This is a genomic window from Exiguobacterium sp. s57, from assembly GCF_018617685.1.
Taxonomy (GTDB): domain Bacteria; phylum Bacillota; class Bacilli; order Exiguobacteriales; family Exiguobacteriaceae; genus Exiguobacterium; species Exiguobacterium marinum.
Genome location: NZ_JACSKR010000001.1, coordinates 1245136 through 1269033, shown reverse-complemented (window position 1 = coordinate 1269033; position 23898 = coordinate 1245136). Strand labels below are relative to the sequence as shown.

Genomic DNA, 23898 nt, shown 5'->3' with positions numbered 1-23898 from the left:
TTATGGGGGCAGAACGCCTCAAGAAACCGGGAACCACAAAAAAGGACGAACCAGGTCGCAAGATGCGACCTGGTTCGTCAACAAGCTGCAAGGGACGCCTGAGCGTCCCTTTTTGTTATGGCATAAATGTGATTCGAATCGTTGTGCCTCATCCTTGTTCACTATCGACCTCGACCTTCCCACCGTGGGCTTCGATGATGTCCCGCGAGATGACCATGCCGAGACCGCTTCCGCGCGCGTCGTCCGTATTCGTACCCTGGTAATAGCGTTCAAAAATATAAGGTAAATCAGATTCGGCGATTCCATTACCATTGTCTGCAATCGTCATGATATCGCCTTTGACCCGAACTGTCACGATGACCAAATCGTCGTTGTGGAGCAGGGCGTTATACAAGAAGTTGAGTAGGGCACGTTTCATAAAGTGCCGGTCGCGCTCGGTATTCTGCGTGCGACCGTGGCGCTCATCGCGTTTTCTAACTTGTTGAGCATGAATTTCACGATACCGGTCCTCGTGTGGATGGGCGTCTATACTGCGATTTATGCAATCTACTATGGCATCACGGTTCGCCGCTTCATGACGGCGATTCGATAAGGAGAGAAAATTATGAAAAAATGGATTGGAATTGCAATTGTTTCGATTGTATTGATTGTCGGGTTGACGAAGGTGGATTGGAATCGAATTGGGAAGGACACCCTTTTCGTTGAAATTAAAGGGGCGACAGACATTGAAGAGACGACGCTCGAGAATGGTGAGGTGATGAAGCGATACGTGTACACTCAGCCTGCTTTTACGTCAGAGGGAAGTCGAAGGAAATCACCTTTACGGCTGCGAAAGAGCTTCGGGAAGGGGCCTACTTACGTTTATACGTCAAGGATGGGGACACAGTCACGTCGTATGAGGAAGTGTCCCGTGCGGACGTACCGCGATCGATTACCGAAAAGTAAGTAAAAAGCCATTCGTCATGAGCATCATGGCGGATGGCTTTTGCCTGCTCATACGACAGGCGCCTCATAAGCATTTAGTTCGAGCTTTAATATGTACATTAGTTCATGATGCGCCAATTCAGAAAAATTTGTTTTCTTTACGTGTGTCCGTGGGCGCAATCCGCACTCCAATGCGACGTCGACAATGGTACGAATCTGATTTTCCGTATAGAATCGCTTTCGGCCGAACGTGAACGGGGTAGGTGGCAAGACGCCATCTGTCTCCCATTTGATCAACTGCTGTTGGCTACGCGGGATGCCGGCCACACTGAAGGCTCGACTCAATTCTTTGAGCGGATAAACGATCAGATGTTGTTCTTTATACGAAATTGGTTTTCCTTGTTCCGGTCGGTATGTATCCCATTCGGTCGCTGAAAACGTCAGGTCGGATTGGTCGAAGTCGTGTTGAGCGGAAGGAATAGTGGTGGTGCTTGCGAGGTCTAAGCTGTTCATAGTATGCGTCTCCTTCTTCAAGACTGACTGGTCATTTCAAAAATGTCCTCCTACGTATCGTACCCCATTTACAAGATTTTAACTTACAGTTTTTTCAAAGTGGGGAAATGATTCGTGGGACTTTTGACGTATTTTTGAACGTTGTCTGCCGAACATTAAGATACCCTAATTGGTATAAAAACTCAAGCGAAGCAGTCAAAATTTGAAAAATGAATAAAAATTCAGACGATTTAGGACTATGGTCATTTAATGCTATATAAAAATAGAATGAGCACTTTCATGATGAAAGCGGTTAATAAGGGCGAAGGAGGTGAGACAAATGGCAATATATCGAGAAGCGGCGAAAATGTTGTATTTGGACACCCGGCGACAAGTCGACGGCAAAGAGAAAAAGCAACTCGTTCGCTACGGACCGCTAGGCAGTCGAATGGATGAAGCACGGATAAAACAGTTTGGTGACCTGATTACGGCACTAATTGATGTCGAATCCGTCAACTATGTCGTGGCCCAGGAATTTTTAGTGTATTAACACGGAGGACTTATGAACAACCTCACACATCCCGTCGATGATCCTCGGCATGATGAGCAGGTGGTCACATGAGTTGGCCTGAACTCATCTCAAATCTCGGGTTCCCTATCGTCGTCTCGCTCTATTTGCTTCATCGGATTGAGACGAAGCTCGATCGCATGATCCAGCTGCTCGAGCGAATGGGTACCTCGAACGTATCAGAAACCTAATCACCTATTGAAAGGAGCCATCCCCCATGGCTGTTTTAACAGAGAAGAAAGCAACGTTCGTCTTGACGACGCATCATGACTTAGAAACAGCAAAACCGACGAAAAAAGCGCAACGGTTCGGCCCGATTCGTGCCGACCTTACGGCAGATACGATTGACGCGTTTGGTCGTCTTTTAATCGACCTTGTCGTTCAAGAGGACGCGGACCTCGGCATCGTCCGTGAATACGATTTAGTTTAACCCATACCCTAAGGAGGAGAATAACCCATGACTGACACAAAACTTGAAATCTCATTTTTAGATGCATTCCATAAAGTCGTACGTTTCCGCTTGAACAACGTGGAGCAACCGGTCGACGCTCAAAAAGTGGAGGCACTCGCCGACTTCATGGTCGCTAACGATCCGCTCGGGAAGAATGTGATGGAGTGGACGGAGATCAAGATGATTGAGGGTACGCAGACCGTATTGAGTGAGAAATAAGGTTGAGAAGCATCGCGATCGCGATGCTTCTTTTTTAATTACATAATCTGCTTTCAAAAATCACAATTAACAATTATATTAAAAGGAGCAAAAAATAAATAAAATAAGGAAGGGTTTGTAAAAAGTTGAAACGATATTTATATGCCATCATGCTGATGATGATTTTGCTTGTGGTGCCGAGGCAGGAGGCGTGGGCCGCTTCTGTATTCGAGACCGGGACGAAACTTGAACAATCGATTAAAGTGATTCCGCAGTCACCATTTTATTTGGACTATCAAGACGGAAAGACTCGACTGCATGACCCGAGCAGTCAGTCCACCGTCGTCATCGACTTTCCCGGGAACTTAACGACGCACTCATCCGGTGACGAGGGGAGCTACGGAGGCGTCCGCTCGTGGATTGCGAGTCTAGACAGACAGGAATGGATTGCCGTTCCGCAATATAATCAACCCCTCATCCGCATCCAGCGAGACGGGACGACGTCTCGAATCGACTCCTTGGAATCACCACATCGAGCGGACCTTGTATCATATGATGCCAACCGAGACGTGATGCTCTGGCGTGATTCGTACAAAGATGAATGGGCGTTGACGGATCTTAAAGGAACGGTCAAAAGGACGTATCCGGTCATTTCGGGACAACGTCTGATATTAGGGACGAACCTTGATGAATTGATTGCATTCAACACGTCCGACAAGTCGATTACACACCTCTCACTCGAGACGGGGGAGGAACTAGGAAAAACAACGTATCCGAATGAATCGTTGTCCATCGACTTTGAGTCGAAGACGGATCGACTCTTTATGAAAGGCTCGAATCATTTGTACGTCTACGATTTAGCAACCCGAACCATTCAAACGCTCAACTTGAACAGGCAAGTCCACTATGATATCACGTCACTCGTCTATCACGATGGGCTTTACTATGGTGTGACGTTTAATGATTCGATGGTCACGATTGATTTAGTGGAAGGTCGCATCACGGAGACGAGTTTGCGCACGCGCAATACGAATAGCCAGTTCGATTTGATCGAGAATGGGTACTTCGTACAAGACGAGCAGTGGATCCTGTCAATCGAAAGTTTCGGGAAAAAGCCGAAAGAAATGTACACGTGGTTGAAAGCTACTGGCAACTCGGAAGAGGGGCATACGTGGCTCAGTCATGCGTATCAACTCATGGCGACCGTCACAACCGTTGATGGGACCGAGCATAAGCTACCTGTTGCTGAATTGCCGACGGATATGACACGAGTAGAGTCGGCGCAACAGTTCGCAGAGGGATATACCATTCCATCATTTGACCAATCGTTCTCCTCAACGGTACATGTCGCCATGTTGAAAAATTGGAGATTGTTTAAACCGGTCACACAACTCCCACTTCAAGTGGACACTTCTTTTGCCAATGGGGCGGTCGGAGATATCAAGGGAACGACTGTACCAAATGCAACAGTATATATCTCCTGTGAGAAAGCGGCATATGCCACATGTGCTGGTCCGGTACAGGCTGATGAAGCCGGTCGCTTTACACTCTCGAGCGGGATCATCGAAGGAAACCAGACGATTGAGTTGTATGTTTCTGATACGTGGGAATACCGTGAGGCGACAAAAGCATCGGTGAAGCAGAAGTTTGTAATCGGACAGCCGGTCATCAACGACCCGACGAAAGTTCTGACAGATACACGAATTGAAGGGGTGTCCGTCCAGACTGAACCTCACGCAAAAGTGGAAGTCCGTCAATTGAATTCTAAAACAGATTTTACGGTGAAAGAAGTCGAAGCAGACGAGAATGGGGTCGCGCAATTGACGACGTATGATTCCAGCCAACCTTGGTCGTACCGTGTCTTCTTCCGTGTCCTTGGAACGGAACGTCCTTACGAGATGGTGTATGTCACGAAAGACTATCCAATGCCGTCTATCGCATGGACGAAGCTTCCAAAGACAGGAGATACGACGATCACCGTCTATAACGACAAGCTCGATCCGGTATTGGCTGTTTCACGTGATGGAAGAGCAGAGTCGGCGAAACGGTTGACAAAGGGTCTCAACGTCATCAACTTGAAAGAACCATTACGGGAAGGACAGACCATCAAGCTCGTGGCCAGCTTCCGTCCTGAACTCGCCCAGACGTTTGAGAAAAAAGTGACGAGTGACGCCCCGAAGACCTTGACGGTGAAGGACGTTCTCCTCACGTCATCATCCGCGACGTTCACGTTGACACACGATTCAAACACGGATATCTACTTCGCGACGTCAAGCGGCACTTCATTCTATTCGCGTGTAGTGGGGACGAACCGATATCACATTCCGGCAAAACCGGGAACGACGGTCGTCATCCATTCCGCATACGGTTCAAAGAAAAAGACGCTCACATATAAGCTGCCGAGTGCGGCGATTCCATCGGTGACCTTGACGGACGAACAGACGAAACGGGTCGGGAAGACGTTGCCGAATGCGACCGTGACGCTAAAGAACGGTTCGAAAGTCATCGCGACGACGAAATCGAATGCGAGTGGGTCGTATACGCTCACGTTCAGCCGTCCACGTACCGGAACGAAGCTCTATTTCGAGGCGAAGTCGGGAATTCATCGTGATGCGAAATCAGTTGTGGTCAAGTCGGGGATCCGTCCGACAATCAGCACAGGGACTATCCGATCGACGACAAAATCGGTAGCAGTGCGTACGAACGTCCCTTATGGCACGGTGTATGTTTACAAGGGAAGTAAAATCATCGCTAAAAAATCAATCGGCTCCACGACGACAAACGTCTACATCGGATTGCAGCGACGTGGGACGAAACTGACTTTCAAAGTGGTGACACCAGCCAACCGAACGAATCAAACGACTAAATCAGTCTATTAATCGAGGAAGGTGACTCTTGCAGTTTTGAGTCACCTTTTTTAAGTTTGGTCAATTCCCTTCATTATTTTCTGAAAATTGTCGATAGTATAGAAAATACTGCATGATTGAGAGGGGAATACATAGATGGAATGGAAATCAACATGGTCTAAGGCACTCAGCCGGATCAAACGAAAACCGACATGGACGTGGAAACCGACACTCAAATGGAAGCGTAGAGAGAAGCGTGAACGCACGACATCTTTCGGAGCGAACGTCGGGAAGAACTTGACAATTCGTCAAAAATTGTGGGGACTCGTTCTTATATCGCTTGTCATGGTCATTGGCGTCGGCGGATACGCGCTATTTTCAATGAGTGACGCGAACCGTCAAGCAGATGACATCGTCAACAACTGGAATAAAGGGCTCGATTACGCTCACGAACTTAATACGCTCGCCGCAAACTACAGAACGCTCGAGCTCGACCATATCGTCTCAGATGATGCGACGATGAAAGAAGAACTCATGACGCAGATGAAAGAGATTCGTGATGAGATCAATACGATTGCACCGAAGTATGAAGGACGTGCTGTAAACGCAGAGGACAAAGAGCTATTCAATAACTTCTCGCGTCAATGGGAGATGTATCAGCGCGTCTCCGACAACATGTTGACATTCAGTTCGACAGGCAACACGGGGATGGCACGTTCATATTATGATGCTCAATCACAATCGACATATGATAACTTCACACAAAAATTAGCCAATCTTGTCGACTACAACTCAGAAGGGTCACAACGTGTCGGTCAAAACATGGAACGAGAATTCATGCAGTCCCTTATGGCGTTGATTGCCGTGACGGTCGGGGCCGTGGCGATTCTCTTATTCCTAGGGTTCAGTTTGTTACGTTCAATCATTCGACCGATGCAAACGTTGCAGACACGCTTTGATGAACTCGCGACACAAGGTGGGGATTTGACGATGACGATTCCCGTCACGTCAAACGATGAAATCGCACAAGTCAGTCGTTCGTTCAACACGTTCCTCGCGACACTTCGTGAAATCATGATCGATGTCGATGAGACGGCAAAAGTCGTTCTCTCGTCTTCTAAAGACGTATCAGCCGAAGTGACGCGACTCAGTCACTATATGGAAGAGACGTCTGGAACGGTCGAAGAATTGACGGCGGGTATGGAAGAGACGGCGGCCTCTTCGCAAGAAATGAGTGCTTCGACGACAGAGATGGGCAGTTCGATTGATTCTATCGTCGACTTATCGAATGAGAGTGCCGATACGGCGAACCGTGTCGAGACACGGGCGCATGCGATGCGTGAACAAGCCGTCGTCTCGAAGACAGAGGCTGTGACCATCATTGAGAAGAAACAAGTCGAGCTCGCGGAAGCCATTAAAGGGGCCCAATCGGTCGAAGAGATTCGCGTCTTGACGACGGCCATTCTCGCAATCGCCGACCAGACGAACTTACTCGCACTGAACGCGTCGATTGAAGCGGCACGGGCAGGAGATGCCGGACGCGGATTTGCGGTCGTCGCATCGGAAATTCGTAAACTTGCGGAGAACTCACGTCAGACGGTCAACGAGATTCGTGACGTATCGAACACCGTCATCGATTCTGTCGAACGACTCAATACGAGTTCGGAGGACATGTTGACCTTCTTGAACACGAAAGTCATCGCAGACTACGATCGTCTCGAAGATGCTGCGACGCAATATGAACAGGACGCGACGGTATTCGGTGAGACGGCGAAGACGTTTGAAGGCAAGGCCCTTCAACTTCGTCACATGACGGACAACATTCTCGGTGTGATACAGGAAGTGGCAACGACCGTGACAGAAGGTGCGGACGGTACGCAGTCGATTTCAGAGAAGGTTCAGCTCTCGGTCGAGCGTTTCAATGATGTGCAAACGAAGATGGATGAAACTGAGAAACGCGCGACAGAACTATCGAATCGTGTGGCACAATTCAAGCTATAAGCAAGTCTCAGAACCAGGCAGATGTCTGGTTCTTTTTTATGAATTTTTTGAAACATTTACAGTTCAGATTTTTTAATAAGGGGTCAATGTGTTAGATAATTTCAAATTGTTGGTACAAATTAGGCGGTCTCGTCCGATAAAAAAAGAGCAACACATCATCATAGAGAGAAAAAGAGGTGAAAGAGGACTTGTTCCTCGAAAGTAGTGAAAAAATTGCAAAAAAATTGACGTTAACCCAAAAGTTGTTGGGCGCTGTTGGAATGGTTTTAGTTTTAGTGGCTTTCGGAATGTTATACAATTTGTCGTCACTTCACAATGCAACAAGCCGATACGAAGAAATGATTGCAAAAGATGTTATGCGAATGAAAGCGGCTGACGCACTATCACTCGGAATGACACGTCAAGCTTACGGGTTGAGAGGGTACATGTTAAATCAGGATTCGTCTCATTTAGACAAAGAACGATTGGGCTCGACTGGAAAAGAAACGGCATTACGTGAGTTGATTACGTTGGCAAATTCAAAAGAAGAAAAAGAATCCTTTGAAAAACTTCTTGAGTTTGCTCTTAACTACGACGAACTATCAGAAGAACTCGTAGCGGCGATCGATGCCGGGAACGAAAGAGAGGTGGATCGTCTCGGACTTGAAGAAATGCCGGATGTTACTGTTTTCATCACTGAGCAAGGTGAAATGATTCAAGAGAGTACAGCGGCTGACATGCTGACGAAAAAGGACGAACTTGAACAGTATAGTAACAAAGCGCTGTATTACGCGGCAATCATAGCAATCGTTATATTTGTCATGACGACACTAGCCGGATATGGACTGTACGTCATGGTGACACGACCGCTTCGTCAGTTAGCGAAACAAGTGGACATTGTGGCCCAGGGAGATTTGACAGGAAATGATTTAATGGTTTACACGCAAGACGAAATCGGGCAATTGATGACCGGCTTCAATCGCATGAAAGGGAACTTGCGCGAACTCATTGAACGAGTCACACAAAACGCACAAGAAATCACAGCCCAGTCGGAAGAACTGTACGCAAGCACGGAAGAGATGGCCTCGCAGACAGAGGAGACGACACGTCTCATCGATCGTGTCGTGGAAGACACGGTCGCGCAAGCTAAAGAAGCGACAGGAACGTCTCAAGCTGTAGCTGCTGCAGATGAAGGGATCGGACGGATTGCCGGTTCAATCGGCTCGATTGACGATGACGTATCACAGAGTTTGAAGCTAGCCGAAGAAGGTGGCGCGACGATGACCCAGGCGAAAGACGAAGTGCTCGCACTGGAACGGGAGACACGTCTGACAGGAGAATCGATTTCGGAACTGAAGCAACAGTCCGATGAGATTGCCCTTATTACCGAGGTCATCCAATCGATCACGGACCAGACGAACTTATTGGCATTGAATGCGGCCATCGAAGCGGCACGTGCCGGCGAACAAGGGAAAGGCTTCGCCGTCGTCGCAGAAGAAGTACGTAAACTTGCCGAGCAGTCGAAACAGTCGGCGACACAAATCGCCGGGTTGATCGAGTCGATTCAAGCACAGTCGAATGCCGTCCTCGACCAACACGTCGTCAGTGCGAAACGCGTCGAGACGAACACGTTATTGCTCGAACGGGCGACACGTGCGTTCGAACAGATCGTCACGCAGCTCGAGACATCGGTCGACAATACGTCACACATTCGTATCGCCTCGCATGAAATTGCAGAGACGACGAGACAAGTCGCGACATCTTCTCTTCAAATGTCACAAGACAGTGAAGGGATGGCCAACACGATGCGTACGGTCGGCGAGACAGCTGATTCCCAACTCGCCATGATCCAAGAGTTGAACGGGGTCGCCGAGTCGCTCGGCAATATGACGAGTGACCTGCAGACGTTGATTGGGCGGTTCACGACTTAAATGGTTGCAACATGGACGTAATGACTCAAATGTTCTAACATACTTATCATAATCAAAAAACCACCGTTTTTTGATAGTGAATAAACGAACGGCATACGCTGCGTTACAGTTATTTTTGATCCGAAACGGATATAAACTGAGATTAGATGAGACAGAAGCCATTCTGTTTTGTGTTCGACGGCGACAGAATCAATTGAAATTTCGCAGCTCGCAATTCAAATCGAAAGGTACTGTATCAAGAAATAAGACGCTCCACTAAAGTCCTGTCTCTTCGGAGTCAGGACCTTTTTGTTCACATCGAAACGATTCGTCATCCAAAAAGTAGGGAATGAACAACAAGGTAAACGACAAAAAGGAGTGGATCATATGAAGTATACGGTCATTACAGGTGCTAGCTCAGGAATCGGGTATGAAGCAGCGAAACTACTAGCCGAAAAAGGAAAGTCGCTCGTGCTCGTCGCAAGACGAAAAGAAGAGCTCGAGTCGCTACGTGATGAAATCAAATCCATCGCGCCTGATTGCGATGTCATAATCAAATCGACCGATCTGTCTTACAGCGAGAACGTCTACGGACTATATGAGTCGCTCGCGGACCTCGATATCGAGACGTGGGTCAACAACGCCGGGTTTGGGGATGCCGGACAAATCAAAGATGTAGATTTAGGTAAGATTGAGAATATGATTCGTCTGAATATCGAGGCGCTCACCGTCTTATCGAGTCTATACGTCCGGGACTATCACGACGTCGAAGGGGCGCAACTGTTGAACGTGTCGTCTGTCGGGGGATATCGCATCGTCCCGAATTCGGTCACATATTGTGCGACGAAGTTCTTCGTCAGTGCATATACGGAAGGACTCGCACAGGAATTGAAGCAGAATGGTGCCAAACTTCGAGCGAAAGTGCTCGCACCGGCCGCGACGGAGACGAGCTTCGCCGACCGGGCACGCGATACGGAAGGATTCGACTACAGCGAGAACGTCGCGAAGTATCACACGGCGCGGGAGATGGCAGAGTTCTTATATGACTTACTCGAAGGGGACGAAGTTGTCGGGATTGTCGACCCCGAGGATTATTCGTTCAGCCTACGCGGACCGATTAAACCGTATGCCGGATAAACAAAAACATCACGCCGTGCTGGCGTGATGTTTTTTATGACGTCGGTACAGAGTAACCACCCGTGAAGCGGTGGGTCAAACGACGTGTCCAGTACCGCATCCGGAGGCGCCATACATAGAGTTGTGACGTATTCGGAAGGACGACGTTGTTAACATATTCTGCGAACATATGACGGAACATATGTCCCTCACTTTTGTCATAGGTCGCACTCCACATCCCGTGGTTCTCGACTTCGAGTAGCATCCAAATCATCTCTTCAGTGAGCGGGTCTTCGTCTGCGAGCTCGGCTGAGAGGGCAGCAAAGCGCTGGCTGCAGATGGCGGCATATAAAGAATGGGCGTGTGGATTATGTGGGTTGGCGTTCAAATAGCCACTCGCCGTTTTCATGAGTTCATCGACCATGTCGAGGGGGATATCATCGTATACTTGGAAAAATTCGAGAAGCATGGGTACCGTATCAGGACCTAATCCGGCAAGTCGGACATAATGCATGACGTGCAGCCCGGCTTCTCCGTAGAATTTTCGGTCAAAGTAATGAATCGCGATAGCACGGTGCATGATCGGTACGTCCGGATAGAGCTCGACACCACGAATGAAATGTTGTTCTGCCTCGAACGTGAATCCCGTATCTTCACTGACGATGCCGTTCAGCATGTGAAGGATATAATGATCACCAAGTTCGCTTGCTGTATCGAGCCATTGTTTGGCTTTTGCGATGTTACCATCACGGATATGTGGATACGCGCGCATAGCAGGAAAGAATGGATCATTCGGAAAGGCAGTCTCGCCACGTGTCGCTAATGCATCGATTGCTGCAACGTTATACTCGTCAGTCAATTCTGCGAGGAGCATCATCTCAAGGAACGTGCGTTGGAACTCTGGGGTGTGTATATCGATGGTTTGTGTCATACGGTGTCCTCCTCACAAGTACTGGTGTCGCTCTATTATACTTGTTCTCGAAACGAGGGAGTAGCATCTTTTGCAAAAACGGGAAATGGAAAGTATAGCCGGGAAGGAGGGGATGACATGGCGACGTTCACAGGGTATATCGCAGAGGTGATGGAGGGGAAAATCAGGGTCACTCCGACTCGAGAGGCGGATCCGTTTGATGGGATCGTGTTTCATCTGGAGGAACACTTTTCTGAAGAGAAACCGTTTCTCGTCGGTCAATCTGTAAGAGTCGAGCATGATGGGCAAATGACGCGTTCCTTGCCACCGCAAACGACGGCGCGTCGGGTCGATGTGTTATGATGGGGACGAGGTGAACGATATGGGACAACGGAATTTTTTGTGGCTCGGAGCCGTCATCGGCTTCAGTGCTCTCGTCGTCTGGTTGTTGCAAGATGCGCTCCCGTTTTGGGCGTTGTCGATTCTACTTCTCGGACTCGGTGCGGTGCTCGGCAATCTCCAACGACGTTTCACACGCGACGAATAACAAGCACTCCATCATTCAGATGGGGTGCTTGTGTCGTTTTCTTTTTCAATCGGATCTTCCGGAGTGTCTTCGATAATCGAATCTTCCTCACCACTTGGTTCGAGCGTCGTCGGTTCTTCTGGCTCCGCTGGCTCTTCCGGTTCGGCCGGATCCTCTGGTTCCGTTACAGGAGGATCGTCTTCGATCGGATCTTCCGTTTCTGGTGAATCCGTCGGTTCCTCTGGTTTACTCGGTGGTTCCGCAGGTTCTTCCGGCGTCACTTCAGGTGTCGTCGGTTCCGTTTCTTCCACGACCTCTTCTTCAACTTTTTCCTCAACCGGGACTTCCGGTTCAGTGATAGGCGGTGATTCGGGTGAAGTCTCTGGAACGCTTGGCGTTTGCGGAATATAGACAGGTTCGTCGGTCAAGTCAGGCGTGACGGGCTCAACCGGTGCAAGTTCGACCGGTGGTGGAGCCGGCGCATCTTTTTCGATGAATGTTCGAACGTCCCGTTCAAATAATGCGGTCGGCAAGGCGATTCCACGTAAATGGATGGCAACGATTCGCCCGGATGCCGAAAGGAGCGGACTACCATACCCATGGCGTGGCAAATCAAAGTTCCGGATATAGCCGTTCTCAGCAAAAGTGACTGTGCCGTTGATTCGTTCTTTCATCGTCAGCGTCGTCAGCGTCTCGTCCTCCGCGGCGATGGCTTGCGTGAATAAGAATGGTGTATGTTCGGTCTCTTCGATGCGAACGACGGCAATCAGATTCGTGCGACCGACGACGGTACCGGAGACGGCCACTCCGTCATGATACATGATGATGTTCGTCAAACCGGCCACGTTCGAGGCGGCCGTGACGACATCGCGTGAGCTCACCAAAAATCCCGTCCCGTAACTGACGGTGAAAAGGCTCTCTCGCAACGTATCGAAGTCGACGGGTGTCGTTTCATCAGCGGAAACGGTATCTTCGCCGATTCGTAAGTCGACTTGGTCTGCGAGCGAGTCAGTCGAATGTAACATATCTGTGAAATAGGCGTGTCCGATGTAGGTGACAAAAGCAATGAGTGCGATAGCGAATGGGGTGGCAAATAACCAAATCGTGCGACGTGAGCGACGGCCACACGTCGGACAGACCGTTTTCGATCGTGTCTTCTTTCCGCAGTGGGGACAAGTCACAGGGGCACCTTCTTTCTAAAAAGTTCGATGCTATGCTTATTCCTTCATTTGGAAAGAGGTAAACAAAAATTTTGGAGGGTACCACGATCGAACGTTCATGATAGAATCATCAAAAGGTATAGGGGGAAATCCATTGAAATTCATCATCTTATTCGGTCCGCAAGCCGTCGGCAAGATGACGGTCGGGCAGGCGCTCGCTGATAAAACCGGACTGAAATTATTCCATAACCATATGACGATTGACCTCGTCGGGCCGTTCTTCAATTACGGGACGCCTGAAGGGAAGCGACTCGTCCAACACTTTCGCCAAGAACTGTTCGAGGCGGTCGCCAAGAGTGATTTACCCGGCATGATTTTCACGTTCGTCTGGGCGTTCGATATGCAGGAGGACTGGGATTACGTGAAGAAGGTGACGGACTTGTTCGAGTCACACGGGGCGGACATTTACTACGTCGAGCTCGAGGCCGAGATAGAGGAACGCCTTGCGCGCAATATGACGGAGAACCGCCTCACGCATAAACCGTCGAAGCGTGACATTGCTTGGTCCGAAGCGGAACTGAAGCAGACGGCAACGATGTACCGATTGAACTCACGTCCGGGGGAATTAGACGTCGAGCATTATCTCCGGATCGATAACACGAACTTAAGTCCAGAGGAGACAGCGGCACAGATTCAACAAGCATTCGACCTATGAAAAAGCGAGTCCCCACATGGGAACTCGCTTTTGTCATGCCCACCAATCGGGGCGTTCATAGTCGACCAACACCTGTTTTTCGAGGAGGCGTGGTACGAGGTATGAGGTGGCGTTTGGAAGACGATCATCGAGGTCGGCCGGATGGACCATCACTTCGATGGATCCTCCTGGTTCGATGGCATCGAGCGTCGCATGGGAGACACCGTCCGCGTAGAACTGATCACTGAACCGTTCGGTCACCCACAAGTCCCGGCGCGTCCCGAGATTCGTTAAGGCCCGAAACGTTGTGTCGTATTCTTCAGCGAGGCGAATGATGACGTCATGGAGGACCGGCCAGCCGTGAATGTGATGGTGGCTGTCGAGATGGTCGAGTGGGAGTCCTGTCGCAAGAAACGCTTCGATTTGGGCTTTCCACTCGAGATAGACGAGCTCCGGGTCAGGCGAGTCTTCAGTCAAGAAGCGGCTCGTGTAGCGGAACGTGCCGTCTTCTTTCGTGAGAGGGGTACTCGTCTCGGCGAGCGGCTTGCCCCAGGACAAGACGAGATGGACCCCGACGCGGAGCGACGGATGTTGGTTCGCGAGTCTGACCGCTTCTTCGACGGCATACCCGTTCATGATCATCGTCGCCGAATTGACGATTCCATTCACATGACTGTCGAGCGTGCCGGCGTTCACACCCGTCGTCAATCCAAAATCATCGGCGTTGACGAGAACGAACGTTTTAGGCATTGACGAGACCGAGTGCCTGGTCGAGGACCAGGTCCCCTTTCATCATTCCATACGCCATGTTGTCGATGACCGCCACCGGGACGTCGACGGACGATTTGATTTTCCCTTCGAGGTAGCGGACTTGTGGTCCGATCAAGATGACGTCGACGTTCGTCTGTTCTTTCAAACGAGACTCTGGAATCGCGTCAATCGATGCATCGAGTCCACGTGTAGCAGCTTCTTTCCGCATCTTTTCCACTAAAATTGATGTCGACATTCCTGCCGAGCAGACGAGTAAGATGTTCATGTCGTTTCCTCCAATCGATTCAAACGGGTGATCATATCAATCATTTCGACGGCGAGCTCTTTCACAGTCATCGCCGTCATAAGATGGTCTTGCGCGTGGACGAGGAGGACGCTCATGTCGCTCGTCGTCCCCCGTGCCTCTTCTTGTAACAGTTCAGTTTGAAGTTTATGAGCGTCTAAGAAGGCCGCATCGGCTTCTTTCAACTTTGCCGTCGCCTCGTCCGCCTCACCGCGTTTCGCAGCAGCGATGGCCTCGAATGCAGATGAACGGGCATTTCCGGCATGCAAGATAATCATAAACGAGAGTTCTTGGATGGTTTCGGTTTTCACGAAATCTTTTCTCCTTCCTCAGCTGTAGCTTTATTTTTATTGATTTCGGCGGTCATCGCTTTCGCTCCTGCCATGACGAATGGAATATACATCGCTGTCGCAATCGACAAGTTGACGATTTGAAGCAAGATACCGCGGACGCTACCGCCTGTTACCAAATAGCCACTGATGATCGGTGGCGTTGTCCAAGGGACGATGGCGACCGTCTTCGGAACCATGCCTGTCGAGAGCGCGACGTACGAGATGATCGTGAGCGTGACCGGTACTAGGATAAACGGTACGAGCATGATCGGGTTCAATACGATCGGAAGACCGAAGATGACCGGTTCGTTGATGTTGAAGAGACTGGCTGGTGTCGACAGTTTTGCCACTTGGTGATACGGGTGATTCCGTTGTTTGCGGACGACGATGAAGATGGCGAGTAAGAGTGCGAACGTCGTACCCGATCCACCCATGAAGACGAACGCATCCAAGAACGGTTTTGTGACCGTGTATGGTACATCAAACGCCGACGTTCCGGCTTGGAAGGCAGCCAAGTTTTGCTCGATGAGCGGGAGATAGACCGGTTCGATGACCGAGCCGATGATGTTCGTCCCGTGAAGCCCGAAGAACCAAAGGATGTGGTTCAAGAAGGCGATGAGCAAGGCAGCCGGGAGTGAGTCGCCGAATCCTTGGAGCGGTTGTTGGATTGCTTTAAAGATGACTTCAAATACACTGAGTTCGACGACGAGCGTCATGAAGAGCTGGAATCCTGCGACGACCGTCAAGATGATCATCGATGGGATGAGCGCTTGGAATGAACGAGTGACCCCACCTGGTACACCTTCTGGCATCTTGATCGTCAGTTTTGTATTGATGAGGTAGCGGAACATTTCTGTGACGGCAATCGATACGATGATGGCGACGAAGAGCCCTTGTGCACCGAGCCATGCGAAGTTGAGACCCCAGTCAGCCGTGACCGGTACGAGCATGATATATGAGGCGAGCGACAAAATACCCGCCGCGAGCCCGTCAATCCCGTATGAACGGGCCAAGTTATACCCGATCGAGAAGGCGATCAGGAGCCCGAGTATCGCGAAGGACGCGTTCCAAATACTCCCACCGAGTCCTTGCCAATTGCCTTCGCCGAACATACTGTTCATCGACCCGACGAAGTCGAGTGAGAGACCACCGATATTGACGGCTGGGAAGTTGTTGATGAGGACCGCGAGCGACCCGACGATGATGAGTGGCATGACGGAAACGAATCCGTCACGGATGGCGACTAAGTGCCTTTGGGACCCGATACGTCCCGCGATTTCAATAAACTTGTTCATGAATAGACCTCCTTCTTGAATTGGGGTAGGTACGCCTCGTGCGCTGTGAACAGCTCCTTAAGAAGCGGGTCGATCCGTTTCTCGTCCTGGATGAGCGGGTTCATGAGGCAGGCAAGATAGGCGTCCTCGTACGTGCCGGATACAGCCGCTTGGATGGCGAGCTGTTCAAACGTTTTTAAGTTCGTGATGAGTCCACGGATCGGGAGCGGCAACGCGCCGATGGAGATGGGGCGAGGACCGGACTTCGTGATGACGGCGTTCACTTCGATGACCGCATCGTCTGGTAAATCCCGAATTGTGCCGTTATTGAGCGTGTTGACCGTCTGGATGTCACCGCGGTCGTTGTGAATCGAGTCCATCAAGTTGCAGGCGGCGTCTGAATAGTAGGCGCCTCCACGTTTTTCAAGCTCTTCCGGTTTGACGGCGAGATCGACGTCTTTGTATTTCTCGAACAATTGCGCCTCGACTTGTTGCACGACTTCGGCACGGGTGCCGTTTTGTTCGTACGCTTCGAGGTCTTTTTTCAACACATCTTTCGTCTGGAAGTAGTACTGGTGATACGGGTTCGGTAACATGCCGAGTGACGATAGGAACGATTCGCTCCAACCGAGACCGACGATGTTCGCCGGCGAGTAGTCGTTGCCTGCGTTGAGCGAGGCGAGGACGTCATTCGTCCGGTCCACCCCGTCGACCCATACGTGACGGCCGAAGACGAAGTGGTTCAATCCGATAAATTCAATCGCGACTCGTTCGACAGGCGTCTCGAGAATCTCAGCGACCGAGTTTCGCATGTTGAACGGGATGTTGCAGACACCGATGACCTTCTTATGAGATGAGTGCTTGAGTACGGCCTCGGTGACGATGCCCGCCGGATTGGTGAAGTTGACGAGCCAGGCATCCGGACAAATCTCGGCGACTTCGTTTGCCAAGTCGATCAAGACAGGGATGGTACGGAACGCTTTGAATAATCCACCTGCGCCGTTCGTCTCTTGCCCGATGAAGCCATGCTTGAGCGGGATGCGTTCATCGAGCGCGCGTGCCTTCAGTCCACCGACCCGAATCTGTGTGGATACAAAATCTGCGCCGACGAGTGCGGCTCTTCGGTCGAGCGTCCAACTGAGTGTGATTTCAGCGTTTGACTTCTCGATCATCCGCTCTGCGAGACGACCGACGATCTCTAGTTTCTCCCTCCCTTCTTCGATATCGACGAGCACGATCTCCCGAACGGGGAACGTCGCTTGCCGATCGATCAATCCTTCGATGATTTCCGGGGTGTAACTGGATCCACCGCCGATGATGACGACCTTGACTGCCATGGTGCCAACTCCTCCTTTTGAAAGCGATTTCTTTTTGTCGTAACAAATATAACAAATGATACAACTTACTGCAATATAAAAAATACAAATGATACAAATTAGTTTTTGTATTTGCATTTGTATGATTGCTGTATCACAATAAAGGAACCAACCTAACGTAAAGGAGATGGAGATATGTCGCAATCGACGCTCCAAACCGCAATCAAGGATGAACTGTTGTCCCGCATCAAGAGTGGGCACTATAAAGAAGGGGAAAAATTTCCGACCGAGTACGCGCTTTGCGAGGAGTTCGATGTGAGCCGGACGACGGTACGGGGTGCCCTCAACCAGTTGACGACGGAAGGGTATCTGGTCCGTCAACAAGGTCGCGGGACGTTCGTCGCCGGGAAGAAAGTACAACAGACGTTGTCGTATACGCCGAACAACTATGCGGCACAGCTCGCCGTTCAAGGGAAACGTGGGCAAGTCGCATTGATCGACATCTCGGTCATCTCGGCATCAGGTCAAATCGCTTCTGTGTTTGAAGCGGAAGACAACGCCCCGATTCAAAAGATTGAGCGGATCCGTCATGCGGACGGCGAACCGACGCAGTATGAGGTCTCGTTCATCCCGTGGCAAATCGCACCGGGGATCACGAAGGAGCAGGCCGAGCATTCGCTCTTCCGGACACTGGCGGAGGTCCACGACGTTCATGTCGCGAAGACGACGGAGGCATTGGAGATTGCCTTAGCTGACGAGAAGGTGAGTGCGTTCCTCGACTGTCCACTCGGGTCGCCGTGCTTCCATATCGAGACGGTGACAGAGGATGAGTCGGGACGAGCGATTGAATACTCACGCTCCTACTTCCGTGGGGATAAGACGAGCTTCGTCATCGAACGGGATTATAACTAACAAAAGCGCCCGACTGTTTCGTGTGGAAACGGTCGAGCGCTTTGTTCGTTTCACCTATAACAAAAAGATTCATGGTCATTTTGAGTGTAAATGACTATGTTTAAGGATAAATGAACATGTTTAAACACGATAAACATGTTCATTTTGTTCTGAGATGACTATGTTTATCAAGGAAATGAGTACGAAATGAACACATTATACGGACAAGGGATTTCAAAATGTAACTCGAATGTTGGATCGATGACATAATTCGAAAAGATGGTCTAGCGTAGATTTTATTTGTATAACATTTATTCTCCGTCCAATTCTTTCATCATCTCTTCAAATAAGATCGCTTTCGGTTCCTTTTGATAATGATGCATCGTTTCGTGATATCGATTTACGTCTCTTTCGTTTTGAATATGTTCAATCATCACATCGCGAATGAAAGTAGACAGGTGCAGCTGTTTCGCTTCTACATATTCCTTGATGACTCTCGCATCTTCTTCATTGAGATGGATATTTATAGTTTCCATCACAGACACCCCCTTAATCTGATTATAACCGATTGTATACTGCATTCTGGACCACCTCATCCGCTCTTTTCTGTACACTAGAACCAGGAGGCGAGAGAAGCATGTCAATCATTGAATTCAAAGATGTGAGTCATCAAGACATCCTGCACCATGTGTCCGGGACGTTTCGGGAAGGACGGGTCACGACGTTCGTCGGACCGAGCGGCGCCGGCAAGACGACGTGTCTGAAGCATATCAACGGATTGCTGTCACCAGACACGGGCACGATTCTATTTAAAGGGGAAGACATCGCGGAGATGGACATCCTCGAGCTACGAAAGAAAATCGGGATGGCGTTCCAAAGTGCACCGATGATTCAAGGGACGGTGTACGACAACTTGAATCTACCGAAAGCCATCTTCGACGAAACACTCGACCGTGACCGAGCCGCTGAGCTATTGCATCGTGTCGACTTGAGTGAGGCGCTCCTCGACCAACCCGTCAAATCACTGTCGGGCGGGGAACGAAGTCGGGTCGCCATCGCCCGGACGCTCGTCAACAAACCAGACGTGCTCTTGCTCGATGAGATCACGGCGAGCCTCGATTACCGGACGGTGAAAGAAATCGAGCGACTCATCCGAAAACTGCAACAATCATATGGAGTGACCGTCATCTGGATCACCCATGACCTTGATCAGGCGCGGCGGGTAAGTGACGACATGTGGTTTTTGAAAGATGGGGAATTGCTTGCGTATGGGGACGCATCGTTCATCGATGAGTCGGACGATCCCGTCATCCAAAGATTCGTCAGGGGGGAAGATTGATGTCATATATTGAACTCGCGACGGCACTCATCTTCGTCGTCATCCCACTCGCCTTGACGCTCGTCCTACGACTTGGACTCGAGCGTGATATTATCATCGCGACGGTCCGCTCCATCATTCAACTGTTGATCATCGGCTATATCCTGACGTTCGTCTTTGAGAGCGACAGTCCCATCTTCATGCTGTTGATGATCTTACTCATGATTGTCGCCGCGACACAAAACACCCGACGGAAAGGGGACGGGATTCCAGGCATCATGTGGATCATCGTCTTGACGCTCGTGACGATCGAAGCGCTGACAATGGGACTCCTGCTCGGGCTCGGTATCATCCCATTTGAGCCGGAAAAAGTCATTCCAATCAGCGGGATGGTTATCGGGAACAGCATGGTGTTATCACTCTTGTTCTTGAACAAGTTCAAAGACGAGGTCGAGCGGAGTGATGACGTCATTGAACTCATTCTTTCACTCGGCGGCACACCAAAAGTGGCCATCGACAATAGCTTGAAGAATGCGATTCGCACGAGCATGATCCCGACCGTCGAGGCCCAAAAGACGATGGGGCTCGTCCAGCTACCGGGGATGATGAGCGGTCTGATTATCGGGGGAGCCGACCCGATGGAAGCGGTCCTGTACCAACTCTTGATCCTCTTCTTGATTTTGACGACCGCCTCAATCTCGGCGACGCTCGTCGGCTATCTGGCGTACCCGCGTTTGTTCAACGAGAAGATGCAGTATATCGGACTGACCTATCGGAAGGGGAAATGAGCATGATCACAGGGATTCATCATGTGCAGCTCACGATTCCAATTGGAGCGGAGCGAGAGGCGAAGGCGTTCTATTGTGAGTTTCTCGGTCTACGTGAAATCGAGAAGCCGGAGTCACTGAAAGGACGTGGCGGATTTTGGCTTCAGGTCGGCGACCGTTCCGTCCATGTCGGGGCAGAGGACGACGTGGAACGACAGAAGACGAAAGCGCATATCGCATACGCGGTGACGGATTTAGGTCATTGGAAGGAAGCGCTTCGAGTTCCGAGACCCGTTCGGCAATCGGGTCGAGATGATTCAAGCACTCTGACGAAAGGGAGCATCCACTGCGGATGCTCCCTTTGTCGTTCTTCAAGAAATACCGAACAGGCGAGTCACTTGCTCCCATTCGGACGGATAGGCGTTGCTGCCATGATGCTCATGAATGAGTGTCCCGTTCGTGTATACGCTGAGGCTCCACTGTGTGCCGTCTAGCGTGCGAACCCCTTCGAGTTCTTCGAAAACGGTTGGCCACCAATTCGTTCCAAGCAGGTGAAACGCGACGCGCATCTGTTTCGCTTCCTCTCCCTCGTAGTATTCGAATTCAAAGGGCTCGGTGATGGATCGGTCGGATCGCTCGATGTGACGAAGGACGGTGCCCCTCTCAAAAAAGGTGATTGTACTCACATCATACGTGCCGAACCCACCGACGCGGAAGATGACCTCGACCATCGATTCCTGAGGACGACCGGCCGCCTGAAGGGCGCGCTTTTGGAGCGGATGTTCGACGAAAGAAGAGGGAATGTGATAAAGGGCGCGAAACGTTTTGTCTTTCATGAAACTTCAACCTTTCCCGGGTATAAGATGCCCCAAGTATAGCGGAATCTTCTGATCGAGGTAGACAAAATAAAGGACAAGGTACGAAAAAAGCACCTCCTGAAGAGATGCTTCGTTGTCAATACACTTCGTACGTCTGTCCAGTCTGCGCGCCTTCGACGCTCTTCACATAGGCGAGGGCGACCCGTTCACCCGGTACCGCCTCGTAACCACGGAAATAAGGACCATACGAATCGAGTGCTTCGACGAGGACGTTCGGACTGACGTGGTTGATGCGGATACCCCGTGGCATCTCAATCGCTGCACCGGTCACGAATCCTTTGATCGCACCGTTCGCCAGTGCCGCCGATGCACCTTCCTTGATCGGATCGTCCATCAAGATTCCGCTCGTCAATGTAAAGCTGCCGCCATCGTTCACATAATCGAGCCCGAGAAGGACGAGGTTGACCTGTCCTTTGATCTTGCTGTCGATACTCTTCTGATTATCTGCCGGCGTCATCTCGGAAAGCGGACCGAAATGCGTGCTGCCCGCCGTACTGATGACCGCGTCGACCCGTCCGACCGTCTCATACATGTGGCGGATGCTGTCTTCAGAAGTGAGGTCGACTTGCACGTCTGCCCCGTTACGCCCAGCCCGGATGATCGTATGTGTTTTCTCCAACTCTTTCGCGACGGCCTGACCGACCGTGCCGCTTGCCCCAACGAGTAAAATATTCATGTGAAAACTGCCCCTTTCGTCACGCTTAGATTCCACTTCAGAGTAGCGGATGACGAGGACGTTCTGCAATCAAGTTGCCTCTGGCGGGACGACCGTACCTTGATGGAATCGCATCTTCCAACGTCCGTCCACGAATACCCAAATCGAGCTGCGGCGTGTTTCGCGCTTCAGTATCGGTTAAACGAGATGATACGTCACCAAAACGTGACCTCCCGTCAACGGATGCAGCGTGAATTCGGATAACACGGCCTCGATCGGGTCGAGCTGGAGTGTCGTCTGATTCCAATCTTGATACAGCAATCGTCCCGAGCTACCGATTTCAAAGAAGTCGTCGGTCAACAGTTCACGCAATCGCTCCGTCGACTGCCTGACTTCCGTCGTGAGTAACGCTTCTTCTAGTGTTTGAAGATGATCTGCCCACTCGTTCATGTTACGACTGCCTCTCTTCGTTGATTCATCACGATGACGCCGAGGACGATCAACAAGAGACCGATTCCGTTCAACGCCGAAAGAACTTCCCCGTACACGAACACCCCGATGAGTCCTGTCGCCACCGTCCCGAGTCCAGCCCAGATGCTATAGGCGATACTGAGTGGAATCGTCTTCAACACGATGCCCATGAGGGTGAACGAGGCGGCGAAACTGACCAAGAGGATGACACTCGGCACAAGGTTCGTGAATCCATCCGACAGTTTCAACATCGACGTCCCGAGTACCTCAAATCCGATAGAAAAGAACAGTAAAAGATAGGCTTTCATTTCGATTCACCTCACACTTTCATCAAGACGAGCCCGATGATGACGAGCCCGATCCCTGCAATTTTTTGACGACTGATCTGTTCCCGGAAGACGACGAATCCGATCACCGCCGTGAGTGCCGTCCCGACCCCGCTCCAAAACGCATATGCGAAGCTGAGCGGAATGGTGAAGAGGGCGAGTGACAACAAATAAAACGCCGTCCCATAACCGAAGGCGACCCCGAGAATCGGAAGTCGGCTCGTCGAGGTGGCGTTTACTTTCAACATGCTCGACCCGAACAGTTCTGAGGCGATGGCCCCGACCAAATAGATGAATCCCATATTACAATCCTCCTTGAACCAACTCGTCACATGCCTCCCGAATGAGTGTCGCCGCACGGTCCTTGAACGATTCGCTATACCCATACAAGACAGCGAACCAAAAGCCGTCACAGAGGAGACGAAGTTTTAAAATCGCATCCTGGTCCGGTCCATCTGCAGTGAATCGCTCGTTCCAACCGGTCGACACGTCACTCCAGATCGATTCGCTCGTTGCATCCTCTTGTGAGGAGATGAAGACGGCGACGAGGTCCATATCTCCGTGATCGACATCATCCAATGTGGCCTGTGCATAGGCACGGGTGAACGGGTACGGACCGTCCGATAGATGGGCAGTGATTCGTTTCTCGAACGTCTCGATGGCGAGCTCGTTCATCTGACGCAACAAATTGGCCTTGCTGTCGAAATGATAGAGGACACCGGCTTTCGTGATGCCTGCTTTCGTCGCCAATCGTTCGAGCGACAACTGACTGATCCCGTCCTCTCGAATCATCTGGGCGGCTGTTTGTAGCAACAATTGTTTTTTATTCATGATCAAACAC

Annotated in this window: 32 protein-coding genes and 1 pseudogene; 17 read left to right on the top strand and 16 right to left on the bottom strand. The window is 50.5% G+C overall.

The genetic code is table 11. From position 1 onward, the window contains the following. Positions 1–148 precede the first annotated feature (148 nt). Positions 149–418 (bottom strand): sensor histidine kinase, encoded by a 270-nt coding sequence (locus tag KNO98_RS06395; protein WP_251129960.1) that lies wholly within the window; start codon positions 416–418, stop codon positions 149–151. Positions 419–421: 3 nt separating this feature from the next. Here KNO98_RS06395 and KNO98_RS06390 point away from each other — a divergent pair, with 3 nt between their 5' ends. Together KNO98_RS06390 and KNO98_RS14815 are read left to right on the top strand one after the other, a co-directional pair. Further along, a complete protein-coding gene (locus tag KNO98_RS06390; RefSeq protein WP_214699973.1) occupies positions 422–592 on the top strand; it encodes a hypothetical protein in 171 nt (56 codons plus the stop codon). A gap of 12 nt (positions 593–604) precedes the next feature. Next, positions 605–949 carry a DUF1093 domain-containing protein gene (locus KNO98_RS14815; protein ID WP_483299348.1) on the top strand — a complete coding sequence of 115 codons (345 nt, stop codon included), beginning with the start codon at positions 605–607 and terminating at the stop codon, positions 947–949. 44 nt (positions 950–993) lie between these two features. On the opposite strand, the gene KNO98_RS06380 is transcribed toward KNO98_RS14815, so the two are convergent. Continuing rightward, complete coding sequence (locus tag KNO98_RS06380) at positions 994–1437, bottom strand: MerR family transcriptional regulator (protein WP_214699911.1); 444 nt, start codon at positions 1435–1437, stop codon at positions 994–996. 319 nt (positions 1438–1756) lie between these two features. On the opposite strand from KNO98_RS06380, the gene KNO98_RS06375 reads away from it, so the two are divergent. From KNO98_RS06375 to KNO98_RS06340, 8 genes are all read left to right on the top strand, one after another. Next, on the top strand, positions 1757–1966 hold the full coding sequence (locus KNO98_RS06375) for a hypothetical protein (RefSeq protein WP_026825226.1): 210 nt from the start codon (positions 1757–1759) through the stop codon (positions 1964–1966). Between the two features lie 68 nt (positions 1967–2034). Beyond that, positions 2035–2175 (top strand): YvrJ family protein, encoded by a 141-nt coding sequence (locus KNO98_RS06370; RefSeq protein WP_084483574.1) that lies wholly within the window; start codon positions 2035–2037, stop codon positions 2173–2175. A 26-nt stretch (positions 2176–2201) separates the two neighbouring features. Continuing rightward, the gene (locus KNO98_RS06365) at positions 2202–2414 is read left to right on the top strand and encodes a hypothetical protein (RefSeq protein ID WP_214699909.1); all 213 of its coding nucleotides are present in this window, start codon (positions 2202–2204) and stop codon (positions 2412–2414) included. A gap of 27 nt (positions 2415–2441) precedes the next feature. Continuing rightward, positions 2442–2654: a DUF2922 family protein gene (locus KNO98_RS06360; RefSeq protein WP_214699907.1), complete on the top strand. Its 213-nt coding sequence runs from the start codon at positions 2442–2444 to the stop codon at positions 2652–2654. 125 nt (positions 2655–2779) lie between these two features. Further along, positions 2780–5512 carry a hypothetical protein gene (locus tag KNO98_RS06355; RefSeq protein ID WP_214699905.1) on the top strand — a complete coding sequence of 911 codons (2733 nt, stop codon included), beginning with the start codon at positions 2780–2782 and terminating at the stop codon, positions 5510–5512. A gap of 123 nt (positions 5513–5635) precedes the next feature. Further along, positions 5636–7480 (top strand): methyl-accepting chemotaxis protein, encoded by a 1845-nt coding sequence (locus tag KNO98_RS06350; RefSeq protein WP_214699904.1) that lies wholly within the window; start codon positions 5636–5638, stop codon positions 7478–7480. Positions 7481–7767: 287 nt separating this feature from the next. Beyond that, positions 7768–9390 (top strand): methyl-accepting chemotaxis protein, encoded by a 1623-nt coding sequence (locus KNO98_RS06345; protein ID WP_251129958.1) that lies wholly within the window; start codon positions 7768–7770, stop codon positions 9388–9390. Positions 9391–9756: 366 nt separating this feature from the next. Then, positions 9757–10506 (top strand): SDR family NAD(P)-dependent oxidoreductase, encoded by a 750-nt coding sequence (locus tag KNO98_RS06340; protein WP_214699902.1) that lies wholly within the window; start codon positions 9757–9759, stop codon positions 10504–10506. 34 nt (positions 10507–10540) lie between these two features. On the opposite strand, the gene KNO98_RS06335 is transcribed toward KNO98_RS06340, so the two are convergent. Beyond that, the gene (locus KNO98_RS06335; protein ID WP_214699900.1) at positions 10541–11416 is read right to left on the bottom strand and encodes a hypothetical protein; all 876 of its coding nucleotides are present in this window, start codon (positions 11414–11416) and stop codon (positions 10541–10543) included. Positions 11417–11533: 117 nt separating this feature from the next. Between KNO98_RS06335 and KNO98_RS06330 the strand changes: the two genes are divergently transcribed. Further along, positions 11534–11758 carry a DUF3221 domain-containing protein gene (locus KNO98_RS06330; RefSeq protein ID WP_214699898.1) on the top strand — a complete coding sequence of 75 codons (225 nt, stop codon included), beginning with the start codon at positions 11534–11536 and terminating at the stop codon, positions 11756–11758. A gap of 19 nt (positions 11759–11777) precedes the next feature. Next, positions 11778–11942, top strand: a complete 165-nt coding sequence (locus tag KNO98_RS06325; protein ID WP_026825234.1) for a hypothetical protein — start codon at positions 11778–11780, stop codon at positions 11940–11942. A gap of 11 nt (positions 11943–11953) precedes the next feature. Here the strand turns inward: KNO98_RS06325 and KNO98_RS06320 are convergent, their stop codons facing one another. Further along, positions 11954–13102: a S1 family serine peptidase gene (locus KNO98_RS06320; protein WP_214699896.1), complete on the bottom strand. Its 1149-nt coding sequence runs from the start codon at positions 13100–13102 to the stop codon at positions 11954–11956. Between the two features lie 133 nt (positions 13103–13235). Between KNO98_RS06320 and KNO98_RS06315 the strand changes: the two genes are divergently transcribed. Continuing rightward, positions 13236–13796: an AAA family ATPase gene (locus KNO98_RS06315; RefSeq protein ID WP_214699894.1), complete on the top strand. Its 561-nt coding sequence runs from the start codon at positions 13236–13238 to the stop codon at positions 13794–13796. Between the two features lie 33 nt (positions 13797–13829). On the opposite strand, the gene KNO98_RS06310 is transcribed toward KNO98_RS06315, so the two are convergent. From KNO98_RS06310 to KNO98_RS06290, 5 genes are read right to left on the bottom strand one after another with little or no spacing between them, the layout of a single operon-like run. Next, positions 13830–14525: a carbohydrate deacetylase gene (locus KNO98_RS06310; RefSeq protein WP_214699893.1), complete on the bottom strand. Its 696-nt coding sequence runs from the start codon at positions 14523–14525 to the stop codon at positions 13830–13832. Further along, the gene (locus tag KNO98_RS06305; RefSeq protein WP_026825237.1) at positions 14518–14811 is read right to left on the bottom strand and encodes a PTS sugar transporter subunit IIB; all 294 of its coding nucleotides are present in this window, start codon (positions 14809–14811) and stop codon (positions 14518–14520) included. The genes KNO98_RS06310 and KNO98_RS06305 overlap by 8 nt, the downstream gene beginning before the upstream one ends. Continuing rightward, positions 14808–15140 carry a PTS sugar transporter subunit IIA gene (locus KNO98_RS06300; protein ID WP_026825238.1) on the bottom strand — a complete coding sequence of 111 codons (333 nt, stop codon included), beginning with the start codon at positions 15138–15140 and terminating at the stop codon, positions 14808–14810. The genes KNO98_RS06305 and KNO98_RS06300 overlap by 4 nt, the downstream gene beginning before the upstream one ends. Further along, positions 15137–16456 carry a PTS sugar transporter subunit IIC gene (locus KNO98_RS06295; protein WP_214699891.1) on the bottom strand — a complete coding sequence of 440 codons (1320 nt, stop codon included), beginning with the start codon at positions 16454–16456 and terminating at the stop codon, positions 15137–15139. Before KNO98_RS06295 ends, KNO98_RS06300 begins: the two co-directional genes overlap by 4 nt. Further along, the gene (locus tag KNO98_RS06290; RefSeq protein ID WP_026825240.1) at positions 16453–17772 is read right to left on the bottom strand and encodes a 6-phospho-beta-glucosidase; all 1320 of its coding nucleotides are present in this window, start codon (positions 17770–17772) and stop codon (positions 16453–16455) included. The genes KNO98_RS06295 and KNO98_RS06290 overlap by 4 nt, the downstream gene beginning before the upstream one ends. Positions 17773–17946: 174 nt before the next feature. On the opposite strand from KNO98_RS06290, the gene KNO98_RS06285 reads away from it, so the two are divergent. Then, on the top strand, positions 17947–18663 hold the full coding sequence (locus KNO98_RS06285; protein WP_214699889.1) for a GntR family transcriptional regulator: 717 nt from the start codon (positions 17947–17949) through the stop codon (positions 18661–18663). Between the two features lie 290 nt (positions 18664–18953). Here the strand turns inward: KNO98_RS06285 and relB are convergent, their stop codons facing one another. Next, positions 18954–19178 (bottom strand): type II toxin-antitoxin system RelB family antitoxin, encoded by a 225-nt coding sequence (gene relB / locus KNO98_RS06280; RefSeq protein ID WP_214699887.1) that lies wholly within the window; start codon positions 19176–19178, stop codon positions 18954–18956. 101 nt (positions 19179–19279) lie between these two features. On the opposite strand from relB, the gene KNO98_RS06275 reads away from it, so the two are divergent. The 3 genes and pseudogenes from KNO98_RS06275 (at position 19280) to KNO98_RS06265 (ending at position 21057) form a co-directional block, all read left to right on the top strand. Further along, complete coding sequence (locus tag KNO98_RS06275) at positions 19280–19981, top strand: ABC transporter ATP-binding protein (protein WP_214699885.1); 702 nt, start codon at positions 19280–19282, stop codon at positions 19979–19981. Next, on the top strand, positions 19981–20748 hold the full coding sequence (locus KNO98_RS06270; RefSeq protein WP_214699883.1) for an ABC transporter permease: 768 nt from the start codon (positions 19981–19983) through the stop codon (positions 20746–20748). Before KNO98_RS06275 ends, KNO98_RS06270 begins: the two co-directional genes overlap by 1 nt. A gap of 2 nt (positions 20749–20750) precedes the next feature. Next, positions 20751–21057: pseudogene (locus tag KNO98_RS06265) on the top strand (VOC family protein). 41 nt (positions 21058–21098) lie between these two features. Here the strand turns inward: KNO98_RS06265 and KNO98_RS06260 are convergent. The 6 genes from KNO98_RS06260 to KNO98_RS06235 all read right to left on the bottom strand — a co-directional run bounded on the left by KNO98_RS06260 (position 21099) and on the right by KNO98_RS06235 (position 23888). Then, complete coding sequence (locus tag KNO98_RS06260; protein ID WP_214699881.1) at positions 21099–21563, bottom strand: hypothetical protein; 465 nt, start codon at positions 21561–21563, stop codon at positions 21099–21101. 118 nt (positions 21564–21681) lie between these two features. Next, positions 21682–22281 (bottom strand): short chain dehydrogenase, encoded by a 600-nt coding sequence (locus tag KNO98_RS06255; RefSeq protein WP_214699879.1) that lies wholly within the window; start codon positions 22279–22281, stop codon positions 21682–21684. Between the two features lie 177 nt (positions 22282–22458). Further along, the gene (locus KNO98_RS06250) at positions 22459–22710 is read right to left on the bottom strand and encodes a nuclear transport factor 2 family protein (RefSeq protein WP_214699877.1); all 252 of its coding nucleotides are present in this window, start codon (positions 22708–22710) and stop codon (positions 22459–22461) included. After that, positions 22707–23039: a DMT family transporter gene (locus tag KNO98_RS06245; protein WP_214699875.1), complete on the bottom strand. Its 333-nt coding sequence runs from the start codon at positions 23037–23039 to the stop codon at positions 22707–22709. The genes KNO98_RS06250 and KNO98_RS06245 overlap by 4 nt, the downstream gene beginning before the upstream one ends. Positions 23040–23050: 11 nt before the next feature. Continuing rightward, positions 23051–23359, bottom strand: coding sequence for a DMT family transporter (locus tag KNO98_RS06240; RefSeq protein WP_214699873.1), 309 nt, complete (start codon positions 23357–23359; stop codon positions 23051–23053). A gap of 1 nt (position 23360) precedes the next feature. Beyond that, the gene (locus KNO98_RS06235) at positions 23361–23888 is read right to left on the bottom strand and encodes a TetR/AcrR family transcriptional regulator (RefSeq protein ID WP_214699871.1); all 528 of its coding nucleotides are present in this window, start codon (positions 23886–23888) and stop codon (positions 23361–23363) included. Between the last annotated feature and the right edge of the window lie 10 nt (positions 23889–23898).

Bases quoted from the DNA above. Each gene is read 5' to 3' on its own strand.
- KNO98_RS06365 (WP_214699909.1), top strand. From the start codon at position 2,202: ATGGCTGTTTTAACAGAGAAGAAAGCAACGTTCGTCTTGACGACGCAT.
- KNO98_RS06240 (WP_214699873.1), bottom strand. From the start codon at position 23,359: ATGGGATTCATCTATTTGGTCGGGGCCATCGCCTCAGAACTGTTCGGG.
- KNO98_RS06245 (WP_214699875.1), bottom strand. From the start codon at position 23,039: ATGAAAGCCTATCTTTTACTGTTCTTTTCTATCGGATTTGAGGTACTC.
- KNO98_RS06260 (WP_214699881.1), bottom strand. From the start codon at position 21,563: ATGAAAGACAAAACGTTTCGCGCCCTTTATCACATTCCCTCTTCTTTC.
- KNO98_RS06235 (WP_214699871.1), bottom strand. From the start codon at position 23,888: ATGAATAAAAAACAATTGTTGCTACAAACAGCCGCCCAGATGATTCGA.
- KNO98_RS06330 (WP_214699898.1), top strand. From the start codon at position 11,534: ATGGCGACGTTCACAGGGTATATCGCAGAGGTGATGGAGGGGAAAATC.
- KNO98_RS06290 (WP_026825240.1), bottom strand. From the start codon at position 17,772: ATGGCAGTCAAGGTCGTCATCATCGGCGGTGGATCCAGTTACACCCCG.
- KNO98_RS06310 (WP_214699893.1), bottom strand. From the start codon at position 14,525: ATGCCTAAAACGTTCGTTCTCGTCAACGCCGATGATTTTGGATTGACG.
- KNO98_RS06285 (WP_214699889.1), top strand. From the start codon at position 17,947: ATGTCGCAATCGACGCTCCAAACCGCAATCAAGGATGAACTGTTGTCC.
- KNO98_RS06380 (WP_214699911.1), bottom strand. From the start codon at position 1,437: ATGAACAGCTTAGACCTCGCAAGCACCACCACTATTCCTTCCGCTCAA.
- KNO98_RS06345 (WP_251129958.1), top strand. From the start codon at position 7,768: ATGTTATACAATTTGTCGTCACTTCACAATGCAACAAGCCGATACGAA.
- KNO98_RS14815 (WP_483299348.1), top strand. From the start codon at position 605: ATGAAAAAATGGATTGGAATTGCAATTGTTTCGATTGTATTGATTGTC.
- KNO98_RS06325 (WP_026825234.1), top strand. From the start codon at position 11,778: ATGGGACAACGGAATTTTTTGTGGCTCGGAGCCGTCATCGGCTTCAGT.
- KNO98_RS06360 (WP_214699907.1), top strand. From the start codon at position 2,442: ATGACTGACACAAAACTTGAAATCTCATTTTTAGATGCATTCCATAAA.
- KNO98_RS06275 (WP_214699885.1), top strand. From the start codon at position 19,280: ATGTCAATCATTGAATTCAAAGATGTGAGTCATCAAGACATCCTGCAC.
- KNO98_RS06255 (WP_214699879.1), bottom strand. From the start codon at position 22,281: ATGAATATTTTACTCGTTGGGGCAAGCGGCACGGTCGGTCAGGCCGTC.
- KNO98_RS06370 (WP_084483574.1), top strand. From the start codon at position 2,035: ATGAGTTGGCCTGAACTCATCTCAAATCTCGGGTTCCCTATCGTCGTC.
- KNO98_RS06335 (WP_214699900.1), bottom strand. From the start codon at position 11,416: ATGACACAAACCATCGATATACACACCCCAGAGTTCCAACGCACGTTC.
- KNO98_RS06305 (WP_026825237.1), bottom strand. From the start codon at position 14,811: ATGAACATCTTACTCGTCTGCTCGGCAGGAATGTCGACATCAATTTTA.
- KNO98_RS06295 (WP_214699891.1), bottom strand. From the start codon at position 16,456: ATGAACAAGTTTATTGAAATCGCGGGACGTATCGGGTCCCAAAGGCAC.
- KNO98_RS06250 (WP_214699877.1), bottom strand. From the start codon at position 22,710: ATGAACGAGTGGGCAGATCATCTTCAAACACTAGAAGAAGCGTTACTC.
- relB (WP_214699887.1), bottom strand. From the start codon at position 19,178: ATGGAAACTATAAATATCCATCTCAATGAAGAAGATGCGAGAGTCATC.
- KNO98_RS06340 (WP_214699902.1), top strand. From the start codon at position 9,757: ATGAAGTATACGGTCATTACAGGTGCTAGCTCAGGAATCGGGTATGAA.
- KNO98_RS06395 (WP_251129960.1), bottom strand. From the start codon at position 418: ATGAAACGTGCCCTACTCAACTTCTTGTATAACGCCCTGCTCCACAAC.
- KNO98_RS06270 (WP_214699883.1), top strand. From the start codon at position 19,981: ATGTCATATATTGAACTCGCGACGGCACTCATCTTCGTCGTCATCCCA.
- KNO98_RS06375 (WP_026825226.1), top strand. From the start codon at position 1,757: ATGGCAATATATCGAGAAGCGGCGAAAATGTTGTATTTGGACACCCGG.
- KNO98_RS06350 (WP_214699904.1), top strand. From the start codon at position 5,636: ATGGAATGGAAATCAACATGGTCTAAGGCACTCAGCCGGATCAAACGA.